Genomic DNA, 15158 nt, shown 5'->3' on the forward strand with positions numbered 1-15158 from the left:
ATCCAGCCGGTGGCGATGGAAGAGGGGCTTCGATTTGCGATCCGCGAGGGCGGGCGCACCGTCGGGGCCGGCGTGGTTAGCAAAATTATTGAATAACTCTAAAAGAGTAGGAATTATATAGTGGCTACTCAGCAAAAGATCCGAATAAAGTTAAAGTCGTACGATCACAATCTGATCGATAAATCGGCGGAAAAGATTATCCAGACTGTAAAGTCAACAGGAGCAGTGGTGTCGGGACCGATACCACTGCCGACCAAGAAAAACATCATTACGGTCAACCGGTCTGTCCACGTGAATAAAAAATCTCGTGAACAGTTTGAATATCGCTCGCACAAGCGACTGATCGATATTCTTTCCACCGGCTCTCAAACCGTTGATGCATTGATGAAGCTGGAGTTGCCTTCCGGTGTGGATGTAGAAATTAAAGTGTAAACGCCTAGATAGATAACACAATGAGTGGTTTAATAGGTAAAAAAGTAGGAATGACCAATATGTATGATGAGAACGGCAGAAACTTCGCCGTTACCGTCATTGAGGTTGACCCTTGTGTTGTTACCCAGATTAAAACAGAAGAGAACGATGGGTACAAGGCATTGCAGCTTGCTGCGTTTGATAAGAAGGAAAAAAGCGTCAGCCAGCAGGTATTGGGCCATTTCCGGAAAGCGGGGGCCTCTCCAAAGAAATATGTAAAAGAGTTCAGGGATTTCGATACAGAAGGATTTGAACTTGGGGATACCCTTAAGATCGAGGATGTTTTTACTGTTGGCGATAGTGTTGATGTTGTAGGGATTTCCAAGGGCCGGGGTTTTACCGGCGTTGTCAAACGGCACGGATTCTCCGGGGTTGGAGAAGCTACCCACGGGCAGCATGACCGGCAGCGACATCCGGGTTCAATCGGTCAGGCATCCGATCCCGCTCGCGTGTTCAAGGGAATAAAGATGGCCGGTCGGTCGGGAAATAACCGAACAAAGATCAAGAACTTAACCATTGCCAAGATTCTGCCTGAATCTAATATGATGCTGGTCACGGGTTCTGTTCCCGGACCCAACGGGAGAATCGTTGAAATTTATAACCGATAGTAACAGATCGACCAAATGAAATTATCAGTATTCAATAAAGACGGAGAGCAGGGCAGCGGAGAGGTTAACCTGCGGGATTCGATTTTTGGCATTGAGCCGAATGAAACCGTCGTATATGAAGATGTGCGTCGATATCTGGCTCATCAGCGCCAGGGTACCTCAAATACCAAGGAGCGCGCTCAGGTGCGTGGCGGTGGTCGCAAACCGTACAGGCAGAAGGGTACGGGAATGGCGCGGCGTGGTTCAATCCGTTCTCCCCTGTTGAAGGGTGGGGGAACCGTGCATGGACCCAGTCCACGTTCTTATGAGGTCAAGATGACTAAAAAGATGCGGCGACTGGCCAGAAAGTCGGCCTTGTCCCAGAAAGCCTCGGAAGAGGGCATCCGGGTTGTGGAGAGCTTTGATCTGGAAGAGCCCAAAACCCGAAAGGTTGCGGATCTTATTTCTGCACTGGAATTGAAGGGTAAAAAAATATTGATACTAACTGCGGATACGAATCTGAATCTCTTCAAGTCGGCCCGCAATATCCCGGAAGTGGAAGTGCTTGAGGCAGACAAACCCACGACCTACCAGATTATGTACGCCGATACGTTAGTAATAGAAGAAGGAGCGGTTGAAAAATTGCAAGAATCTGTTGAACCAACAGCCAATAAGGAGGCTGCCGAATGAAAGACGTACTTAAACAACCTTATATAACCGAAAAGTCTACCAAGGATCAGTTCGACGGTAAATATGCTTTTGTTGTTGACAAGTATGCATCAAAGAGTGATATCAAGCGAGCTGTAGAGCAGCGATATCCTGATGTCAAGGTAGGCAAGATCAACACCATGATAATGCCTTCCAAACCCAAAGGTCGCTTCACTCGAAGTGGATATGTAGAAGGACGTTCAAAAGTTTGGAAAAAAGCTATTGTGACGTTGAAGGAAGGCGAAATTGACTTTTTTAGTGAAATTTAAGACAGCCCAGATTCATGCCAAATAAGAAAATAAAACCAAATACGCCAGGCACCCGGCACCGGAATGCGCCTGTGCTCGATGACATCACGGTAAGCAAACCCGGGCTGAAACGCCTGGTGAAAGGTATAAAGCGCAGCAGCGGCCGTAACAAGCAAGGTCGAATGACTTCGCGCCATCGGGGTGGCGGCCATAAACGGCGCTACCGCCAAATCGATTTTAAACGTGATAAAATCGATATACCGGCAAAAGTGCAGACTATTGAATATGATCCGAATCGTTCGGCACGTATTGCGTTGCTGGCATATGCGGATGGCGAAAAGCGGTATATTATTGCGCCACAGGGTGTTGAGGTCGGTCAGACCGTCATAAGCGGAGAGAATGTAGAGCCCGATGTGGGTAATGCACTTCCGATGAAAAATATGCCACCGGGTACATTTATTTACAACATTGAACTCCATCCCGGCCAGGGCGGGCAGTTGTGCCGGAGTGCAGGAACACAGGCACAGATGGTGGCGAAGTCTGATCGTTACGTCACGGTCAAGCTACCGTCGGGCGAAGTTCGTATGATCCTTGGCACATGTTATGCCACGGTTGGAACGACCAGCAATCCTGATCATTTTAATGCTACGCTCGGCAAGGCTGGACGAAACCGCTGGAAAGGCAAGCGGCCTCAAACCCGCGGGGTGGCAATGAACCCGATTGATCACCCGATGGGTGGTGGAGAAGGCAAGGCCTCCGGTGGCCATCCGAGATCTCCTTGGGGTCAATCCTCAAAAGGGAAGAAGACCCGTAAACGCAAGAAGCTTTCTGATCGGTACATCGTACGAAGCCGTAAGAAATCCAAGAATAAGAGATAAGAACCATGCCCAGATCACTACGCAAAGGACCTTACGTATACTACAAGCTGCAGCGAAAAGTTGATGAAATGAATGAAAGCGGCAAGAAGAAGGTCATCAAGACCTGGTCGCGCAGCTCAATGATCACACCAGATTTTGTGGGATTGACATTTGCTGTACACAACGGTAAGCAGTTTATACCGGTGTACGTTTCTGATAACATGGTAGGACACAAGCTAGGCGAATTTGCACCTACCCGCACATTCCGGGGACATCCGGTCAAAAAAGCAGAAAAAGCAGTTAAACGATAGGATTTAAACAATGGCCGAAGACACAAACATCGAAGCACGCGCAGTACAGAAGTACCTGCGGAAATCACCCCGGAAAGTACGATTGGTTGTAGATGCCGTCCGTGGTGAAAACGTGGCAAAAGCATTGAAGAAGCTTGAATTTATAAAGAAGGCAGCTTCTCCGCATGTTGCCAAAGTCATTAAATCTGCTGCAGCCAACGCACGGGATAAATTCCAGGAGATACGTCCCGAGAATAATGAGCTGTACATTAAGGAGATTTATGTTGATGAAGGGCCAACGCTGAAACGCATTCAGCCGGCACCGATGGGGCGGGCTCATCAAATACGTAAAAGGATGAGCCATATTACGGTGGTTGTTGGCACCAAAGAAGAAGAATTGATTAACGAATAAAGACAGGAAATACCTTGGGACAAAAAACACATCCAGTAGGTTTACGGCTCGGTATTATTCGCGGTTGGGATTCCAACTGGTATTCTGAAGAGAATGAGCCGGAAATTCTATACGAAGACACAAAGTTACGTGAGTATCTTCATACGCGACTACGCAATGGAGGTTTGGCACGCGTAATTATTGAGCGAACTCCTAAACGGATTCTTCTTACGCTAAAAACCAGCCGTCCGGGAGTGATTATCGGTAAGGGTGGCGAACAGATTGAACTTCTTCGGGAGGAGCTGAAAGCGATTACCAACAAGGAAGTACAGATTAATGTAAGTGAGATTAAGCGGCCGGAGACAGACGCCAGTCTGGTTGCCCAGAATATTGCGCAACAACTGGAAGCCCGAATCTCTTTCCGGCGGGCGATGAAAACAGCAATATCATCGGCCATGCGTATGGGTGCCGAGGGAATCAAGATTCGATGCGCAGGCCGGCTTGGCGGCGCAGAGATGGCACGCACCGAGCAATACAAAGAGGGTCGTATTCCCCTGCACACGCTTCGTGCCGATATCGATTATCACAAGTCAACGGCAAATACGATCTACGGATCTATTGGAGTGACGGTTTGGATCTTTAAGGGAGAAATCCTGGGTGATATTGAGCTGACTCCTGGTGATGCTCATGAGCAACAGGAGCAGCAATCGCGATCTCGCCGCGGAGGAGGCAAACGCCGCTCCAGACGCAACAGGCGTAGAAGAAGTAATAACTAGGAATTGACCAGAAATCAGAGTTATGTTAGAACCAAAGCAGGTAAAACGGCGCCGACAACACCGCAGAAGCCTAAAAGGGAATGCCCAGCGGGGGCATACGCTCGCATTCGGCGACTTCGGGCTGAAAGCGCTCGAATCTAAATATGTTACTTCGAGGCAGATAGAATCCTGTCGTATCACCATTGCGCGAACGCTACAGCGCGACGGGCAAACATGGATTCGGATCTTTCCCGATATGCCCAAGACGGCTCAGCCCGCTGAAACACGCATGGGTAAGGGCAAGGGCGCGGTTGAGAAATATGTAGCCGTGGTAAAACCGGGACGAATATTGTTTGAGATAACGGGGGTTTCTGAAGCACGGGCTCATGAAGCATTTCGCCGGGCTTCTCACAAACTTCCCATCAAAACGAAATTTATTGTTCGCCGAGATTACGACGGACCTTAATTAAAAAGATTGTATTGAGTATGAAAGCACATGAAATGAGAGATCTGACTGTGACGGAGCTCAAGGCTCGTCTAAGTGATGAGCAGGAAGCACTTAAGGACATGGAGTTTAACAAAGCTGTTGCAGGGCAACTCGAAAACCCGGCACGGATCAGGATGACCAGGCGTGAAATTGCCCGCTTAAAAACGGTTATTCATGAAATGGAAAATGACGAATCCCGATCAGAAGATACTGAGTAAGGAAGAGATTTATGGCACAGACAGAACGAGCACAACGAAGAGAACGAACCGGTCGCGTTGTAAGCGACAGTATGGATAAAAGTATCACGGTAGCCGTCGATCGTCAGGTGAAACACCCTATTTACGGGAAATTTATCACTAAAACGACGAAATATATGGCCCATGATGAAAGCAATGAAGCCAAGGTTGGCGACAAGGTGCATATTATGTCGACACGACCGCTTTCAAAACGAAAAACCTGGCGTCTGGTAGAAATTCTTGAACGCGCCAAATAAACTAACAGGTTGAACTGATTGCTCTGAATAGGTGGTCATGCTATTTATTCAGCTTAAAAATATTTCTTAGGAAGCAACGATGGTACAGATTCAAACAGTATTAAATGTAGCTGACAACAGCGGTGCCCGAAAACTGCAGTGTATCAAGGTTTTGGGGGATTCCCGCAAGAGATATGCCCGCGTGGGCGATCTGATTTCATGCTCTGTGAAAACAGCCATACCCGGCGGTAATGTCAAGAAAGGAGAGGTTGTGAATGCTGTTGTCGTTCGTACAAAGAAAGAGCTCAGAAGACGTGACGGCAGCTACATTAAATTTGATGAGAATGCAGCAGTTATTATTAACAAGGAGAATGAACCGGTCGGTACACGGATATTTGGTCCGGTAGCCCGGGAACTTCGAGAACGCAACTTTATGCGTATCGTTTCACTTGCTCCTGAAGTACTTTAAAAATTTGTTCAATTATGCCTAGCAAAAAAAAGAAATTACATGTCAAAAAGGGTGATGATGTTAAAGTCATTGCCGGCAATGACAAGGGTAAAGAAGGCCGCGTGTTGGCTGTTTTCCCGAAAAAAGATCGTGTACTTGTTGAGGGAATCAATATGCGGGTACATCACGACAAACCCAGTCAGCAAAATCCACAGGGTGGACGCATTGAGCGGGAATCCCCGATTCACATATCGAATGTGATGGTAATTGACCCCAATTCGGGAGAACCCACCCGGATCGGCCGAAAACGGATTGAGGAAGATGGCGGCGGTCGCTGGGTCCGATACGCAAAGACGACTGGAGAAATCATTGACAACTAAGAGTGTTAGATAGTAATGGCAGAAGCAAGATTACAAACTGTATACAAAGAAGAAATTATACCGAAGCTCAAGGAAGATTTTGGGTACGAAAATATTATGGCTGTACCCAAGCTCGTGAAGATCGTAGTTAACTCGGGCGTAGGGGATGCTGTTGAGAATGAAAAAGTGCTCGATACCGTTGTTGATAACGTAGCGAAAATAACGGGACAGCAACCGGTAAAAACACGCTCAAAGAAATCGATCTCTAACTTTAAACTCCGCCAGGGAATGCCGATAGGCTGCAAGGTAACGCTGCGCAAACGTATAATGTTTGAGTTCCTGGATCGCCTTATTAACCTTGCATTACCGCGAACACGCGATTTTCAGGGCGTTCCCGACAAGAGTTTTGACGGGAGAGGCAACTATACCCTCGGTATCAGGGAACATACGATATTCCCCGAAATTAACACCGATAATGTGGACAAGGTGCACGGGTTGGATATCACCTTTGTAACCACCGCCGAGACGGATGAGGAAGCATACGCCCTGTTGAAAGGGTTTGGAATGCCTTTTGTCAAACGAAATTAAATTCTAAAGCATCCTAATATTATGGCAAAAAAAGCTTGGATAGCTCGCAACAAGAAGCGTAAAGAACTTTACGAGAAGTATAAAGACAAGCGTGAAAAGCTGAAGGAAGAGGGAAAATGGGAGGAGCTGCAAAAGCTGCCCCGGAACTCAAGCCCCACGCGACAAAACAACCGTTGCAGCTTAACGGGACGTTCACGCGGATTTATTCGCAAATATGGTATCTCACGGATTAAGTTCCGAGAATTGGCCCTCGATGGCAAGATACCTGGTGTACGAAAGGCAAGTTGGTAACACAGTCTAATTTAGAAATTTATGTCTGATCCAGTAGCAGATTATTTAGCAAGAATACGCAATGCACAGCAGTCCGGGCATCGTCGGGTAGACATTCCCGCCTCGAAACTGAAGCGTGCAATTACTAAGATCCTTTTAGATAAAGGATACATTCAGAGATACATTAATATTGATGACGGGAAACAGGGGTTGTTACGACTGTTTCTGAAGTATGATCCCTACGGTCAACCGGTTATCAAAAATATGAAGCGGATTTCCAAGCCGGGACTTCGCAATTACACCGATGCTGACAGTATCCCCCGGGCTTTGAACGGGCTGGGCGTGGTTATACTGTCCACTTCGCGGGGCGTTATGACCGACAAGGAAGCCCGCAAACTGCATGTTGGTGGTGAAATACTCTGCTCTGTTTATTAATCAATAAAGTTGAAGCACTATGTCACGTATCGGACAACAACCGATTTCATTACAAGACAATATTGAATTCAGCATTAATGCCGATAATGTTGTAACCATTAAAGGCAAAAAGGGTAGCGACTCGGTAAAGGTCGATCCCAGTATTAATGTTGAAAAACAGGATGATGAAATTATCGTTACCCGTAGCTCCGAAGCCAAGGAAATACGATCGCTGCACGGGTTATACCGTTCACTGATCAGCAATATTATTACCGGAGTGACGGAAGGGTATCAAAAGAAACTAGAGATTATTGGTGTTGGCTACCGGGCCGCCTATAACGGTGGGGTACTGGAATTGACCCTGGGATTTTCGCATCCCATCTATTTTGTTCCCCCGGATGGTATCGATATTGAAGTAGATACCAAAACCAAGAAAAATCCGATAATCATCGTATCTGGAATTAATAAAGAACTGGTCGGTCAGGTATCAGCCAAGATTCGATCCCTTCGTCCGCCTGAGCCCTACAAAGGTAAGGGTATACGTTATGTAGACGAATGGGTTCGACGAAAAGCTGGTAAATCTGCCGCGAAAGGTGCATAGAAACTGAACGATGGATAAGAACAAGAAAAAAACTGAACGTCGAAACAAAATACGTCGCCGTATTAGATCTACAATCCGTGGAACGGCGGAACGTCCCCGATTGAGTGTATATAAAAGCAACAAACATGTGTACGCTCAGTTGATCGATGACCTCTCAGAGGTTACCCTTGCGGCTTCTTCAACCAAAAGCAAAGAGCTGAAAGTCGAGCTTGAGGATAAAACAAAATCTGAAGGGGCCAGAGTTGTAGGAGAGCACCTGGCAAAGATTGCCAGGGATAAAGGAGTAGAAAAAGTGGTCTTCGACCGGAGCGGGTATAAATACCACGGCGTAATCAAATCGCTGGCTGAAGGAGCACGAGAAGCAGGTTTAGACTTTTAAAAAGGATTTATCATTATGCCAAAGAAGATTAAAAAACGACATAATATTAACCCGGCTAATCTGAATCTGGAAGAGAAGCTGGTCCATATTAACCGTGTTTCCAAAGTGGTGAAAGGCGGGCGCCGGTTCAGCTTCAATGCCATTGTTGTGGTAGGTAACAAGGATGGCGTGGTAGGGCACGGATTGGGCAAGGCCAACGAGGTCTCAGATGCGATTCAAAAAGGGTTTGATAACGCGAAGAAGAATCTCATTAAAGTACCGATGACCCGAACCGGAAGTATCTATCATACCATTACAGGCAAGGAGGGAGCGGGGGAAGTACTGCTCAGACCTGCATCCGAAGGTACCGGTGTAATTGCGGGTGGACCCGTGAAGGCGTTGCTTGATATTGCAGGGGTTAAGAACATTCTGACTAAATCAGTTGGTTCTTCTAATCCTCACAACATGGTGAAAGCGACCTATAACGCCTTAAAAGGATTGGTCGATCCGGTTGAAGTGGCCCAGCGCCGAGGAGTTTCATTGGAAAAAGTATTTGAAGGATAAAACGACAAGAATTTAATACGGAAGTCTTATGGATTTAAGTAATCTTAAAGCGCCCGAACCAAACAAAAAGAACAGGAAGCGCATTGGTCGGGGCCAGGGTTCAGGCCATGGTGGCCATACTGTCGGCCGGGGACATAAAGGCCAAAAGTCCAGGACCGGTTATAAACAAAAAAACTGGTTTGAGGGTGGACAGATGCCTCTGCAACGCCGTGTTCCCAAATGGGGTTTCAATAATCCGTTTCGTACAGAGTATGAAGCGCTGAACGTGGATACCCTTGACGGTTTTATAGGGCTTGGTAAGCTTGAAGAGACGATAACGGTTGAAGATCTTCGGGCTGCCGGTATCATTGGTAAAGGCGAACTGGTCAAGTTACTTGGCCGGGGCGAGATAGAAACATCTGTGGACATTGAAGTACATGCTGCCAGCAAGTCGGCCAGGGAGAAAATTGAAAAGGCCGGCGGATCAGTTACGATCGTTGAAAATTAATTTAACCTACGAGATCAACAGCAGCTAATGAGCATAGTCGAAAACTTTCGAAATATATTTAAGATTGAGGATCTCCGTGATCGCATTTTATATGTGCTCGGTATCCTCATGGTGTATCGGATCGGGAGTTATGTAACGCTGCCCGGTGTGGATGCATCACAGCTAACGCAACAAACAGGCAATGCATCCAGCCTGATGGGGCTTTTTGATATGTTTGTTGGTGGAGCCTTTGCCAGAGCGGGTGTATTTGCACTTGGGATTATGCCCTATATTACCGCTGCAATCATTATCCAGCTGATGGGGGCGGTCGTACCCTACTTCCAGAAGTTACAGCGCGAGGGAGAAGAAGGGCGCCGTAAAATCAACCGGTTGACCCGTTACGGAACCGTGGGTATCACTCTTGTACAATCTATCGGTTTTTCAATCAACCTGATGGCTACTTCGCCGGATGCTATTGTTGTCAGTAATATTACATTTGTGCTGACTTCAATGATTATACTTACCGCCGGAACTACGTTTGTAATGTGGCTGGGGGAGCGAATATCGGACCGGGGAATAGGAAACGGTATATCCATTATCATCATGGTTGGTATTATTGCAGCACTGCCAACCAATGTGGTTAACGAGTTCACAACCAAGAGCAACTTGATTATATTCATTGTTGAGATTGCAGCCTTGTTGCTGGTAATCGCCTTCTGTGTGCTGTTGACACAGGGTGTACGTAAAATTCCGGTACAGTATGCCAAGCGGGTTGTCGGACGAAAGGTGTATGGAGGAACCACCCAGTATTTGCCGCTCAAAGTGAATGCGGCAGGAGTGATGCCGATTATTTTTGCACAATCCATCATGTTTATTCCAAGTACTATTGGCACCTTTTTCCCGAACAACGCAACCGTTCAGATGTTGACAGCCTGGTCATCAGATTTTACAGGAGTAACCTATTCGATCATCTTCTTTATTATCTGTGTGTTCTTTACATATTTCTATACGGCCATTACCGTCAACCCCCAGGAGATGGCTGATACGATGAAACGGCAGGGTGGATTTATTCCCGGCGTACGACCTGGAAAACAAACGGTAGAATTCATTGACAATATTTTGACCAAAGTAACACTGCCCGGATCCATATTTTTAGGATTTATCGCTATTATGCCGGCCTTCGCGGCTCAGCTGGGTGTCACCCCCGGATTTGCGATGTTTTATGGGGGGACGAGCCTGTTAATTATTGTAGGTGTAGCTATAGATACCCTGCAGCAAATTGAGAGCCACCTGATGATGCGTCATTATGACGGATTTATGAAATCAGGCAAAATTAAAGGAAGGCGCCGGGCAGGATGATTTTCCTGAAAAGTGAGTCGGAAATTGAGAAAATGCGGGAAAGTGCCCAGCTGGTTTCACGAACACTGGCTGAAGTAGCCAAACATATAGAGCCGGGTGTTACGACTGCCAAGCTCGATCAGATCGGCGAAGAGTTTATAAAGAAGCACAACGGTCGCCCCGCCTTTAAAGGGTATGGACCCAAAGGGAATGAATTCCCCGCCACCTTGTGTATCTCCATTAATGAAGAGGTGGTGCATGGAATTCCCAGCGAATCGCGCGTGTTGGAAGAGGGCGATATCGTATCCATCGACTGTGGCGTCGAAAAGGATGGCTTTTTTGGAGATCATGCATATACATTTGCTGTCGGTGAGTGCGATGAGGAAACACTCAAATTACTTTCAACAACCCTGGAATCTCTTACAAAGGGAATTGAGCAGGCCGTTCATGGAAACAAGGTTGGGGATATCTCCAACGCGATTCAGCGCCATTGCGAGGCGGAAGGCTTTGGAATTGTACGCGATCTAGTCGGTCATGGCCTCGGAAAGTCGCTTCATGAAGATCCCTCAGTGCCCAATTTTGGAAGGGCGAACAGGGGCGAACGGCTGCGATCAGGAATGACACTGGCAATTGAGCCCATGGTGACAATGGGCAGCTGGAAAGTGGAAACCCAGGATGATGGGTGGACGGTCGTGACCGCGGACAACAGCATCGCGGCCCATTACGAACATGATATTGTAGTGCGCGAAGGAAAGGCTGAAATTCTAAGTACGTTTGATTATATTAGAGAGATAACCAAAAATCGAATACCAGTAGGAATTCATGGCTAAAGAAGAGCCGATTAAACAAGACGGAGAAATTATTGAGGCATTGCCCAATGCCCAGTTCAGGGTAGAACTGGATAACGGACATGAAATATTAGCGCATGTCTCGGGCAAAATGAGAATGCACTATATAAAGATTCTTCCCGGCGATCGTGTTGCCGTGGAGATGTCGCCATACGACCTTTCAAAAGGACGTATTACGTATCGATATAAGTAGAAGTTGAATTAAAAACGTAGTTAGTAGTACTATGAAAACCAAGTCATCTGTTAAGAAGCGAAGTCCAGACGATAAAATTGTAAGAAGAAATGGACGCGTATATGTAATTAACAAGAAGAATCCTCGCCACAAGCAGCGGCAAGGGTAAAACCGGATTAGATTTATGGCACGAATTGCTGGAATTGACTTACCCAAGGAAAAACGCGGAGTCATTGCTCTTACCTATATTTACGGTATCGGCCGATCAACCGCTCAGGACATATTGGATGAGCTGGAGATCGACCATGATACCAAGGTAGTAGATTGGACCGAAGAACAGGTTGCCGATCTGAGAAAGAAAATCGACAGTGAATACAAGGTTGAAGGTGCTTTGCGTACAGAGGTCAACCAGAATATTCGTCGATTGATTGAGATTGGTTCCTATCGCGGAAGTCGCCACCGGAAGGGGCTTCCCGTGCGGGGCCAGCGTACCCAAACGAATGCGCGTACCCGCAAGGGGAAACGCAGAACCGTTGCAGGTAAGAAAAAAGCTCCCAAGTAGTAATAGTTTAATATTTGATAAAACATGGCAAAGCGACAACGACCTTCAGCTAAAAAGAAACGAAAAAAGCAGATCTCAGATCCTAACGGAATGGCCTTTATCAAGGCTACTTTCAATAACGTGATTGTTACTGTAACCGATGCCGATGGTAATGCACTATCTTGGTCGTCTGCAGGTAAGGAGGGGTTCAAGGGATCGCGAAAAAATACACCGTATGCCGCCCAGCTAAGTGCGGAAACTGCGGCTACCGCTGCCTATGAAATGGGGCTGCGCAGGGTCGAAGTTTTTGTGAAAGGCCCCGGTTCCGGGCGCGAGTCTGCTATTCGGGCACTTGCCACAAGCGGATTGGAGATCACAACAATAAAAGACCGTACGCCGATTCCCCACAACGGTTGCCGCCCCCCAAAACGTCGTCGAGTTTAATTGATAAAATCAGTATAGTTTACGGAATAAATTTATGGCACGATACAGAGGTCCCAAACAGAAGAAAGCACGTAGATTCAGAGAGCCGATTTTCGGACCAAGCAAGGCTTTGGAACGAAAGCCTTACGGACCCGGTGAACACGGACGTTCACGATATTCCAGAAAATCGGAATATGCGATTCAACTTGAAGAAAAGCAGAAAGCGAAGTACACATACGGGCTACTTGAAAAACAGTTTTCAAATCTTTTTGAGAAAGCTAATGCAAAAGATGGGGTAACTGGAGAAATTCTCCTGCAGTACCTTGAAAGCCGGCTCGACAATACGGTGTATCGGTTGGGTATGGCCCGAACGAGACGCCAGGCCCGGCAGCTGGTCAGCCATAAACATATTGCTGTAAATGGAGAACTGGTTAATATCCCCTCCTATCAAATGAAAGCCGGGGATGTGGTTTCGGTGAGACCCAAATCACGTAATCTTGAGATCATTGAAGATGCCCTGGCACATAGCCCGACTAGTAAGTACAAATGGCTTGAAATTGATAAGAAAGAAAAATCAGGAAAATTTTTGAATTATCCCTCTCTTGAGGAGATTCCTGAAAATATCAATGTACAGCTGATCGTTGAGCTTTATTCCAAGTAATTTTTTGATAATACTAAAAGTATTGACCCTATTATGAGTAATTATAGCATTCAAATGCCAGAAGCCCTCGAGGTTGAAGAATCTAATGACACTTTTGGTACATTTATTCTTCAGCCGCTGGAACGGGGATTTGGTGTCACAATAGGAAACTCCTTTCGTCGCATTCTTCTTTCTTCACTGCCTGGAATTGCCATTAATGCAGTTAAGATTAATGGTGTTGAACATGAATATTCCAGCATTCAGGGAGTTAAGGAGGATGTTTATGAAATTATCCTGAATTTGAAAGAAGTTCGGTTTAAGTCGGAAGAGCAAAGCAGCGGGGTTATTCATGTTTCGAAAAGCGGTGAAGGGGTATTTACCGCACAGGATATTGATGATGCAACTGCTGAGTTTGATGTATTGAACACTGAACAGGTCATCGCTCACTGCGCCGAAGATGCCGACCTCGAAATAGAATTGAAAGTGGGCCGGGGCCGGGGATATGTTCCTTCTGAGGAGCAAAATATTGATAGCGAAGATGATGTGAATTTAATTCCTATCGATGCGATATACACCCCGATTAAACAAGTACAATATGATGTGGAAAATGTTCGCGTAGGTCAGCGTACCGATTATGAAAAGCTGATAATGAATGTAACCACCGATGGATCTATAAATGCGAAGGAAGCCCTTACCATTGCAGGTAAAATTTTAAGTGAACATATTGAACGGTTTATCACTGAGAAGATCGAAGAGCCGTTTACACAGGAGGAAGAGGAGGTAGATGCGGAGAAGCAACGCATTACCAACCTGCTGAAAACGAGTATCGAGGATTTGAATTTGAGTGTACGCTCATATAATTGCCTTAAATCAGCTAATATTAATACCATAGGCGAGTTGGTTGAACGGGATGAACAGGATCTTCTAAAATTTCGCAATTTTGGGAAAAAATCACTGGCTGAACTCGTAGAGGTTATTGAAGATAAAAACCTTCACTTCGGCATGGATACATCAAAATATCTGGATAAGTAACAAGGAAATTTTATAAATAATGCGACATTTAGTTAGAGGTAAACGGTTAGGTCGTGATGTACCGCACAGGAAAGCGACACTGCAGGCGTTGTCTGTGGCCCTAATAAAGAATCATCGAATTGTGACCACACTTTCAAAGGCCAAAGAGCTCAGAAAGTATGTTGAACCCATTATTACCCGGGCTAAAGAGGATACCTCGCACAACCGGCGTCAGGTTTTTTCCAAGCTACAAGATAAGGAAGCGGTCTCTCATCTCTTTGAGGAGGTTGCTCAAAAGGCGCTGGATCGGCCGGGTGGCTATACAAGGGTTATCAAAGCCGGCTATCGCAAAGGAGATGGCGCTGAGCAGGCTGTAATTGAACTTGTCGACTATAATGATGTGAAGCCGGAACAGAGTTCGAGTAAAAAACGAACCAGGCGTGCCGGCAAGTCGAATAAGCCCACTCCTGTTACTACTGATTCGGCACAGGGTGATAAGAAGGAAGAAGTAAATAAAAAGCAGGATGAGGTAAAAGAGGATCCGAAAAAAGATTTAGATGAAAGCAACGATGCCTCCCCTGAAGTATCTGATGAGGAGGAGTAGATAGCAGAAGTATTTAGGTCTTGTGTACTGTCAATTATTTCAAAAAAGTTCAGATATTTATTGACACGTACTTAATAATCCCTTATCATTGCATCGCCTTGGATGAAGGGTAAAGCATTAAAAGTTTTTCCAGGAATTCAAGGCGATGTTTTTTGTTCTTTTCCGTAATGAGACAGACAGATAATCGCATAGTGCGACCCGTCATTCTGCGAAGCAGATGACGAAGTAAAGACGGCCGGGAGGCAAG

Annotated in this window: 29 protein-coding genes and 1 pseudogene; all 30 read left to right on the forward strand. The window is 46.2% G+C overall.

Annotation, left to right across the window (positions count from 1 at the left end; genetic code table 11):
• Positions 1-96 (forward strand): annotated as a pseudogene (locus ACG2E4_RS17285) (elongation factor Tu); the annotation flags it as partial.
• A gap of 24 nt (positions 97-120) precedes the next feature.
• The gene (rpsJ, locus tag ACG2E4_RS17290; protein ID WP_165143918.1) at positions 121-432 is read left to right on the forward strand and encodes a 30S ribosomal protein S10; all 312 of its coding nucleotides are present in this window, start codon (positions 121-123) and stop codon (positions 430-432) included.
• 20 nt (positions 433-452) lie between these two features.
• A complete protein-coding gene (gene rplC, locus ACG2E4_RS17295) occupies positions 453-1079 on the forward strand; it encodes a 50S ribosomal protein L3 (RefSeq protein WP_395262379.1) in 627 nt (208 codons plus the stop codon).
• 15 nt (positions 1080-1094) lie between these two features.
• Positions 1095-1748 carry a 50S ribosomal protein L4 gene (rplD, locus tag ACG2E4_RS17300; protein ID WP_395277374.1) on the forward strand — a complete coding sequence of 218 codons (654 nt, stop codon included), beginning with the start codon at positions 1095-1097 and terminating at the stop codon, positions 1746-1748.
• Positions 1745-2035, forward strand: a complete 291-nt coding sequence (rplW, locus tag ACG2E4_RS17305) for a 50S ribosomal protein L23 (RefSeq protein ID WP_395262375.1) — start codon at positions 1745-1747, stop codon at positions 2033-2035. Before rplD ends, rplW begins: the two co-directional genes overlap by 4 nt.
• 14 nt (positions 2036-2049) lie before the next feature.
• Positions 2050-2892, forward strand: coding sequence for a 50S ribosomal protein L2 (gene rplB / locus ACG2E4_RS17310; protein WP_395277375.1), 843 nt, complete (start codon positions 2050-2052; stop codon positions 2890-2892).
• A 5-nt stretch (positions 2893-2897) separates the two neighbouring features.
• Positions 2898-3182, forward strand: coding sequence for a 30S ribosomal protein S19 (gene rpsS / locus ACG2E4_RS17315; RefSeq protein ID WP_395262371.1), 285 nt, complete (start codon positions 2898-2900; stop codon positions 3180-3182).
• Between the two features lie 10 nt (positions 3183-3192).
• Complete coding sequence (gene rplV, locus ACG2E4_RS17320; protein WP_395262369.1) at positions 3193-3573, forward strand: 50S ribosomal protein L22; 381 nt, start codon at positions 3193-3195, stop codon at positions 3571-3573.
• Positions 3574-3587: 14 nt separating this feature from the next.
• Complete coding sequence (gene rpsC, locus ACG2E4_RS17325) at positions 3588-4328, forward strand: 30S ribosomal protein S3 (protein WP_395262367.1); 741 nt, start codon at positions 3588-3590, stop codon at positions 4326-4328.
• A gap of 22 nt (positions 4329-4350) precedes the next feature.
• Entirely contained in the window at positions 4351-4773 is a 423-nt protein-coding gene (gene rplP / locus ACG2E4_RS17330) for a 50S ribosomal protein L16 (RefSeq protein WP_395262365.1), read from the forward strand.
• Between the two features lie 20 nt (positions 4774-4793).
• A complete protein-coding gene (gene rpmC, locus ACG2E4_RS17335) occupies positions 4794-5012 on the forward strand; it encodes a 50S ribosomal protein L29 (protein WP_395277376.1) in 219 nt (72 codons plus the stop codon).
• A gap of 11 nt (positions 5013-5023) precedes the next feature.
• Positions 5024-5287, forward strand: coding sequence for a 30S ribosomal protein S17 (gene rpsQ / locus ACG2E4_RS17340; protein WP_395262361.1), 264 nt, complete (start codon positions 5024-5026; stop codon positions 5285-5287).
• Between the two features lie 79 nt (positions 5288-5366).
• Positions 5367-5735 (forward strand): 50S ribosomal protein L14, encoded by a 369-nt coding sequence (gene rplN / locus ACG2E4_RS17345; protein WP_395262359.1) that lies wholly within the window; start codon positions 5367-5369, stop codon positions 5733-5735.
• 14 nt (positions 5736-5749) lie between these two features.
• Positions 5750-6094 carry a 50S ribosomal protein L24 gene (gene rplX / locus ACG2E4_RS17350; RefSeq protein WP_395262357.1) on the forward strand — a complete coding sequence of 115 codons (345 nt, stop codon included), beginning with the start codon at positions 5750-5752 and terminating at the stop codon, positions 6092-6094.
• 15 nt (positions 6095-6109) lie between these two features.
• Complete coding sequence (rplE, locus tag ACG2E4_RS17355) at positions 6110-6661, forward strand: 50S ribosomal protein L5 (protein ID WP_395262355.1); 552 nt, start codon at positions 6110-6112, stop codon at positions 6659-6661.
• 21 nt (positions 6662-6682) lie between these two features.
• A complete protein-coding gene (gene rpsN / locus ACG2E4_RS17360) occupies positions 6683-6952 on the forward strand; it encodes a 30S ribosomal protein S14 (protein ID WP_395262353.1) in 270 nt (89 codons plus the stop codon).
• Between the two features lie 21 nt (positions 6953-6973).
• The gene (gene rpsH / locus ACG2E4_RS17365) at positions 6974-7366 is read left to right on the forward strand and encodes a 30S ribosomal protein S8 (protein ID WP_395262351.1); all 393 of its coding nucleotides are present in this window, start codon (positions 6974-6976) and stop codon (positions 7364-7366) included.
• A 19-nt stretch (positions 7367-7385) separates the two neighbouring features.
• Positions 7386-7946: a 50S ribosomal protein L6 gene (gene rplF, locus ACG2E4_RS17370; protein ID WP_395262349.1), complete on the forward strand. Its 561-nt coding sequence runs from the start codon at positions 7386-7388 to the stop codon at positions 7944-7946.
• Positions 7947-7956: 10 nt separating this feature from the next.
• Complete coding sequence (gene rplR / locus ACG2E4_RS17375) at positions 7957-8325, forward strand: 50S ribosomal protein L18 (RefSeq protein ID WP_395277377.1); 369 nt, start codon at positions 7957-7959, stop codon at positions 8323-8325.
• A gap of 15 nt (positions 8326-8340) precedes the next feature.
• Positions 8341-8868 carry a 30S ribosomal protein S5 gene (gene rpsE, locus ACG2E4_RS17380; protein WP_395262345.1) on the forward strand — a complete coding sequence of 176 codons (528 nt, stop codon included), beginning with the start codon at positions 8341-8343 and terminating at the stop codon, positions 8866-8868.
• Between the two features lie 28 nt (positions 8869-8896).
• Entirely contained in the window at positions 8897-9355 is a 459-nt protein-coding gene (rplO, locus tag ACG2E4_RS17385; protein WP_395262344.1) for a 50S ribosomal protein L15, read from the forward strand.
• A gap of 27 nt (positions 9356-9382) precedes the next feature.
• Entirely contained in the window at positions 9383-10693 is a 1311-nt protein-coding gene (gene secY / locus ACG2E4_RS17390; protein WP_395262342.1) for a preprotein translocase subunit SecY, read from the forward strand.
• Positions 10690-11502 (forward strand): type I methionyl aminopeptidase, encoded by an 813-nt coding sequence (map, locus tag ACG2E4_RS17395; RefSeq protein WP_395277378.1) that lies wholly within the window; start codon positions 10690-10692, stop codon positions 11500-11502. The genes secY and map overlap by 4 nt, the downstream gene beginning before the upstream one ends.
• A complete protein-coding gene (gene infA, locus ACG2E4_RS17400) occupies positions 11495-11713 on the forward strand; it encodes a translation initiation factor IF-1 (protein WP_165143897.1) in 219 nt (72 codons plus the stop codon). Before map ends, infA begins: the two co-directional genes overlap by 8 nt.
• A gap of 31 nt (positions 11714-11744) precedes the next feature.
• Complete coding sequence (gene rpmJ / locus ACG2E4_RS17405; RefSeq protein WP_310688685.1) at positions 11745-11861, forward strand: 50S ribosomal protein L36; 117 nt, start codon at positions 11745-11747, stop codon at positions 11859-11861.
• Positions 11862-11876: 15 nt separating this feature from the next.
• On the forward strand, positions 11877-12254 hold the full coding sequence (rpsM, locus tag ACG2E4_RS17410) for a 30S ribosomal protein S13 (protein WP_395262340.1): 378 nt from the start codon (positions 11877-11879) through the stop codon (positions 12252-12254).
• A 24-nt stretch (positions 12255-12278) separates the two neighbouring features.
• Positions 12279-12677, forward strand: a complete 399-nt coding sequence (rpsK, locus tag ACG2E4_RS17415; RefSeq protein ID WP_395262338.1) for a 30S ribosomal protein S11 — start codon at positions 12279-12281, stop codon at positions 12675-12677.
• 34 nt (positions 12678-12711) lie between these two features.
• Positions 12712-13317 carry a 30S ribosomal protein S4 gene (rpsD, locus tag ACG2E4_RS17420; RefSeq protein ID WP_395262337.1) on the forward strand — a complete coding sequence of 202 codons (606 nt, stop codon included), beginning with the start codon at positions 12712-12714 and terminating at the stop codon, positions 13315-13317.
• Positions 13318-13350: 33 nt separating this feature from the next.
• Positions 13351-14328 (forward strand): DNA-directed RNA polymerase subunit alpha, encoded by a 978-nt coding sequence (locus ACG2E4_RS17425; RefSeq protein ID WP_395262336.1) that lies wholly within the window; start codon positions 13351-13353, stop codon positions 14326-14328.
• A 19-nt stretch (positions 14329-14347) separates the two neighbouring features.
• Positions 14348-14911 (forward strand): 50S ribosomal protein L17, encoded by a 564-nt coding sequence (gene rplQ, locus ACG2E4_RS17430; RefSeq protein ID WP_395277379.1) that lies wholly within the window; start codon positions 14348-14350, stop codon positions 14909-14911.
• Positions 14912-15158: the final 247 nt, after the last annotated feature.

The organism is Halalkalibaculum sp. DA384 (assembly GCF_043951955.1).
Classification (GTDB): domain Bacteria; phylum Bacteroidota; class Rhodothermia; order Balneolales; family Balneolaceae; genus JAMQKA01.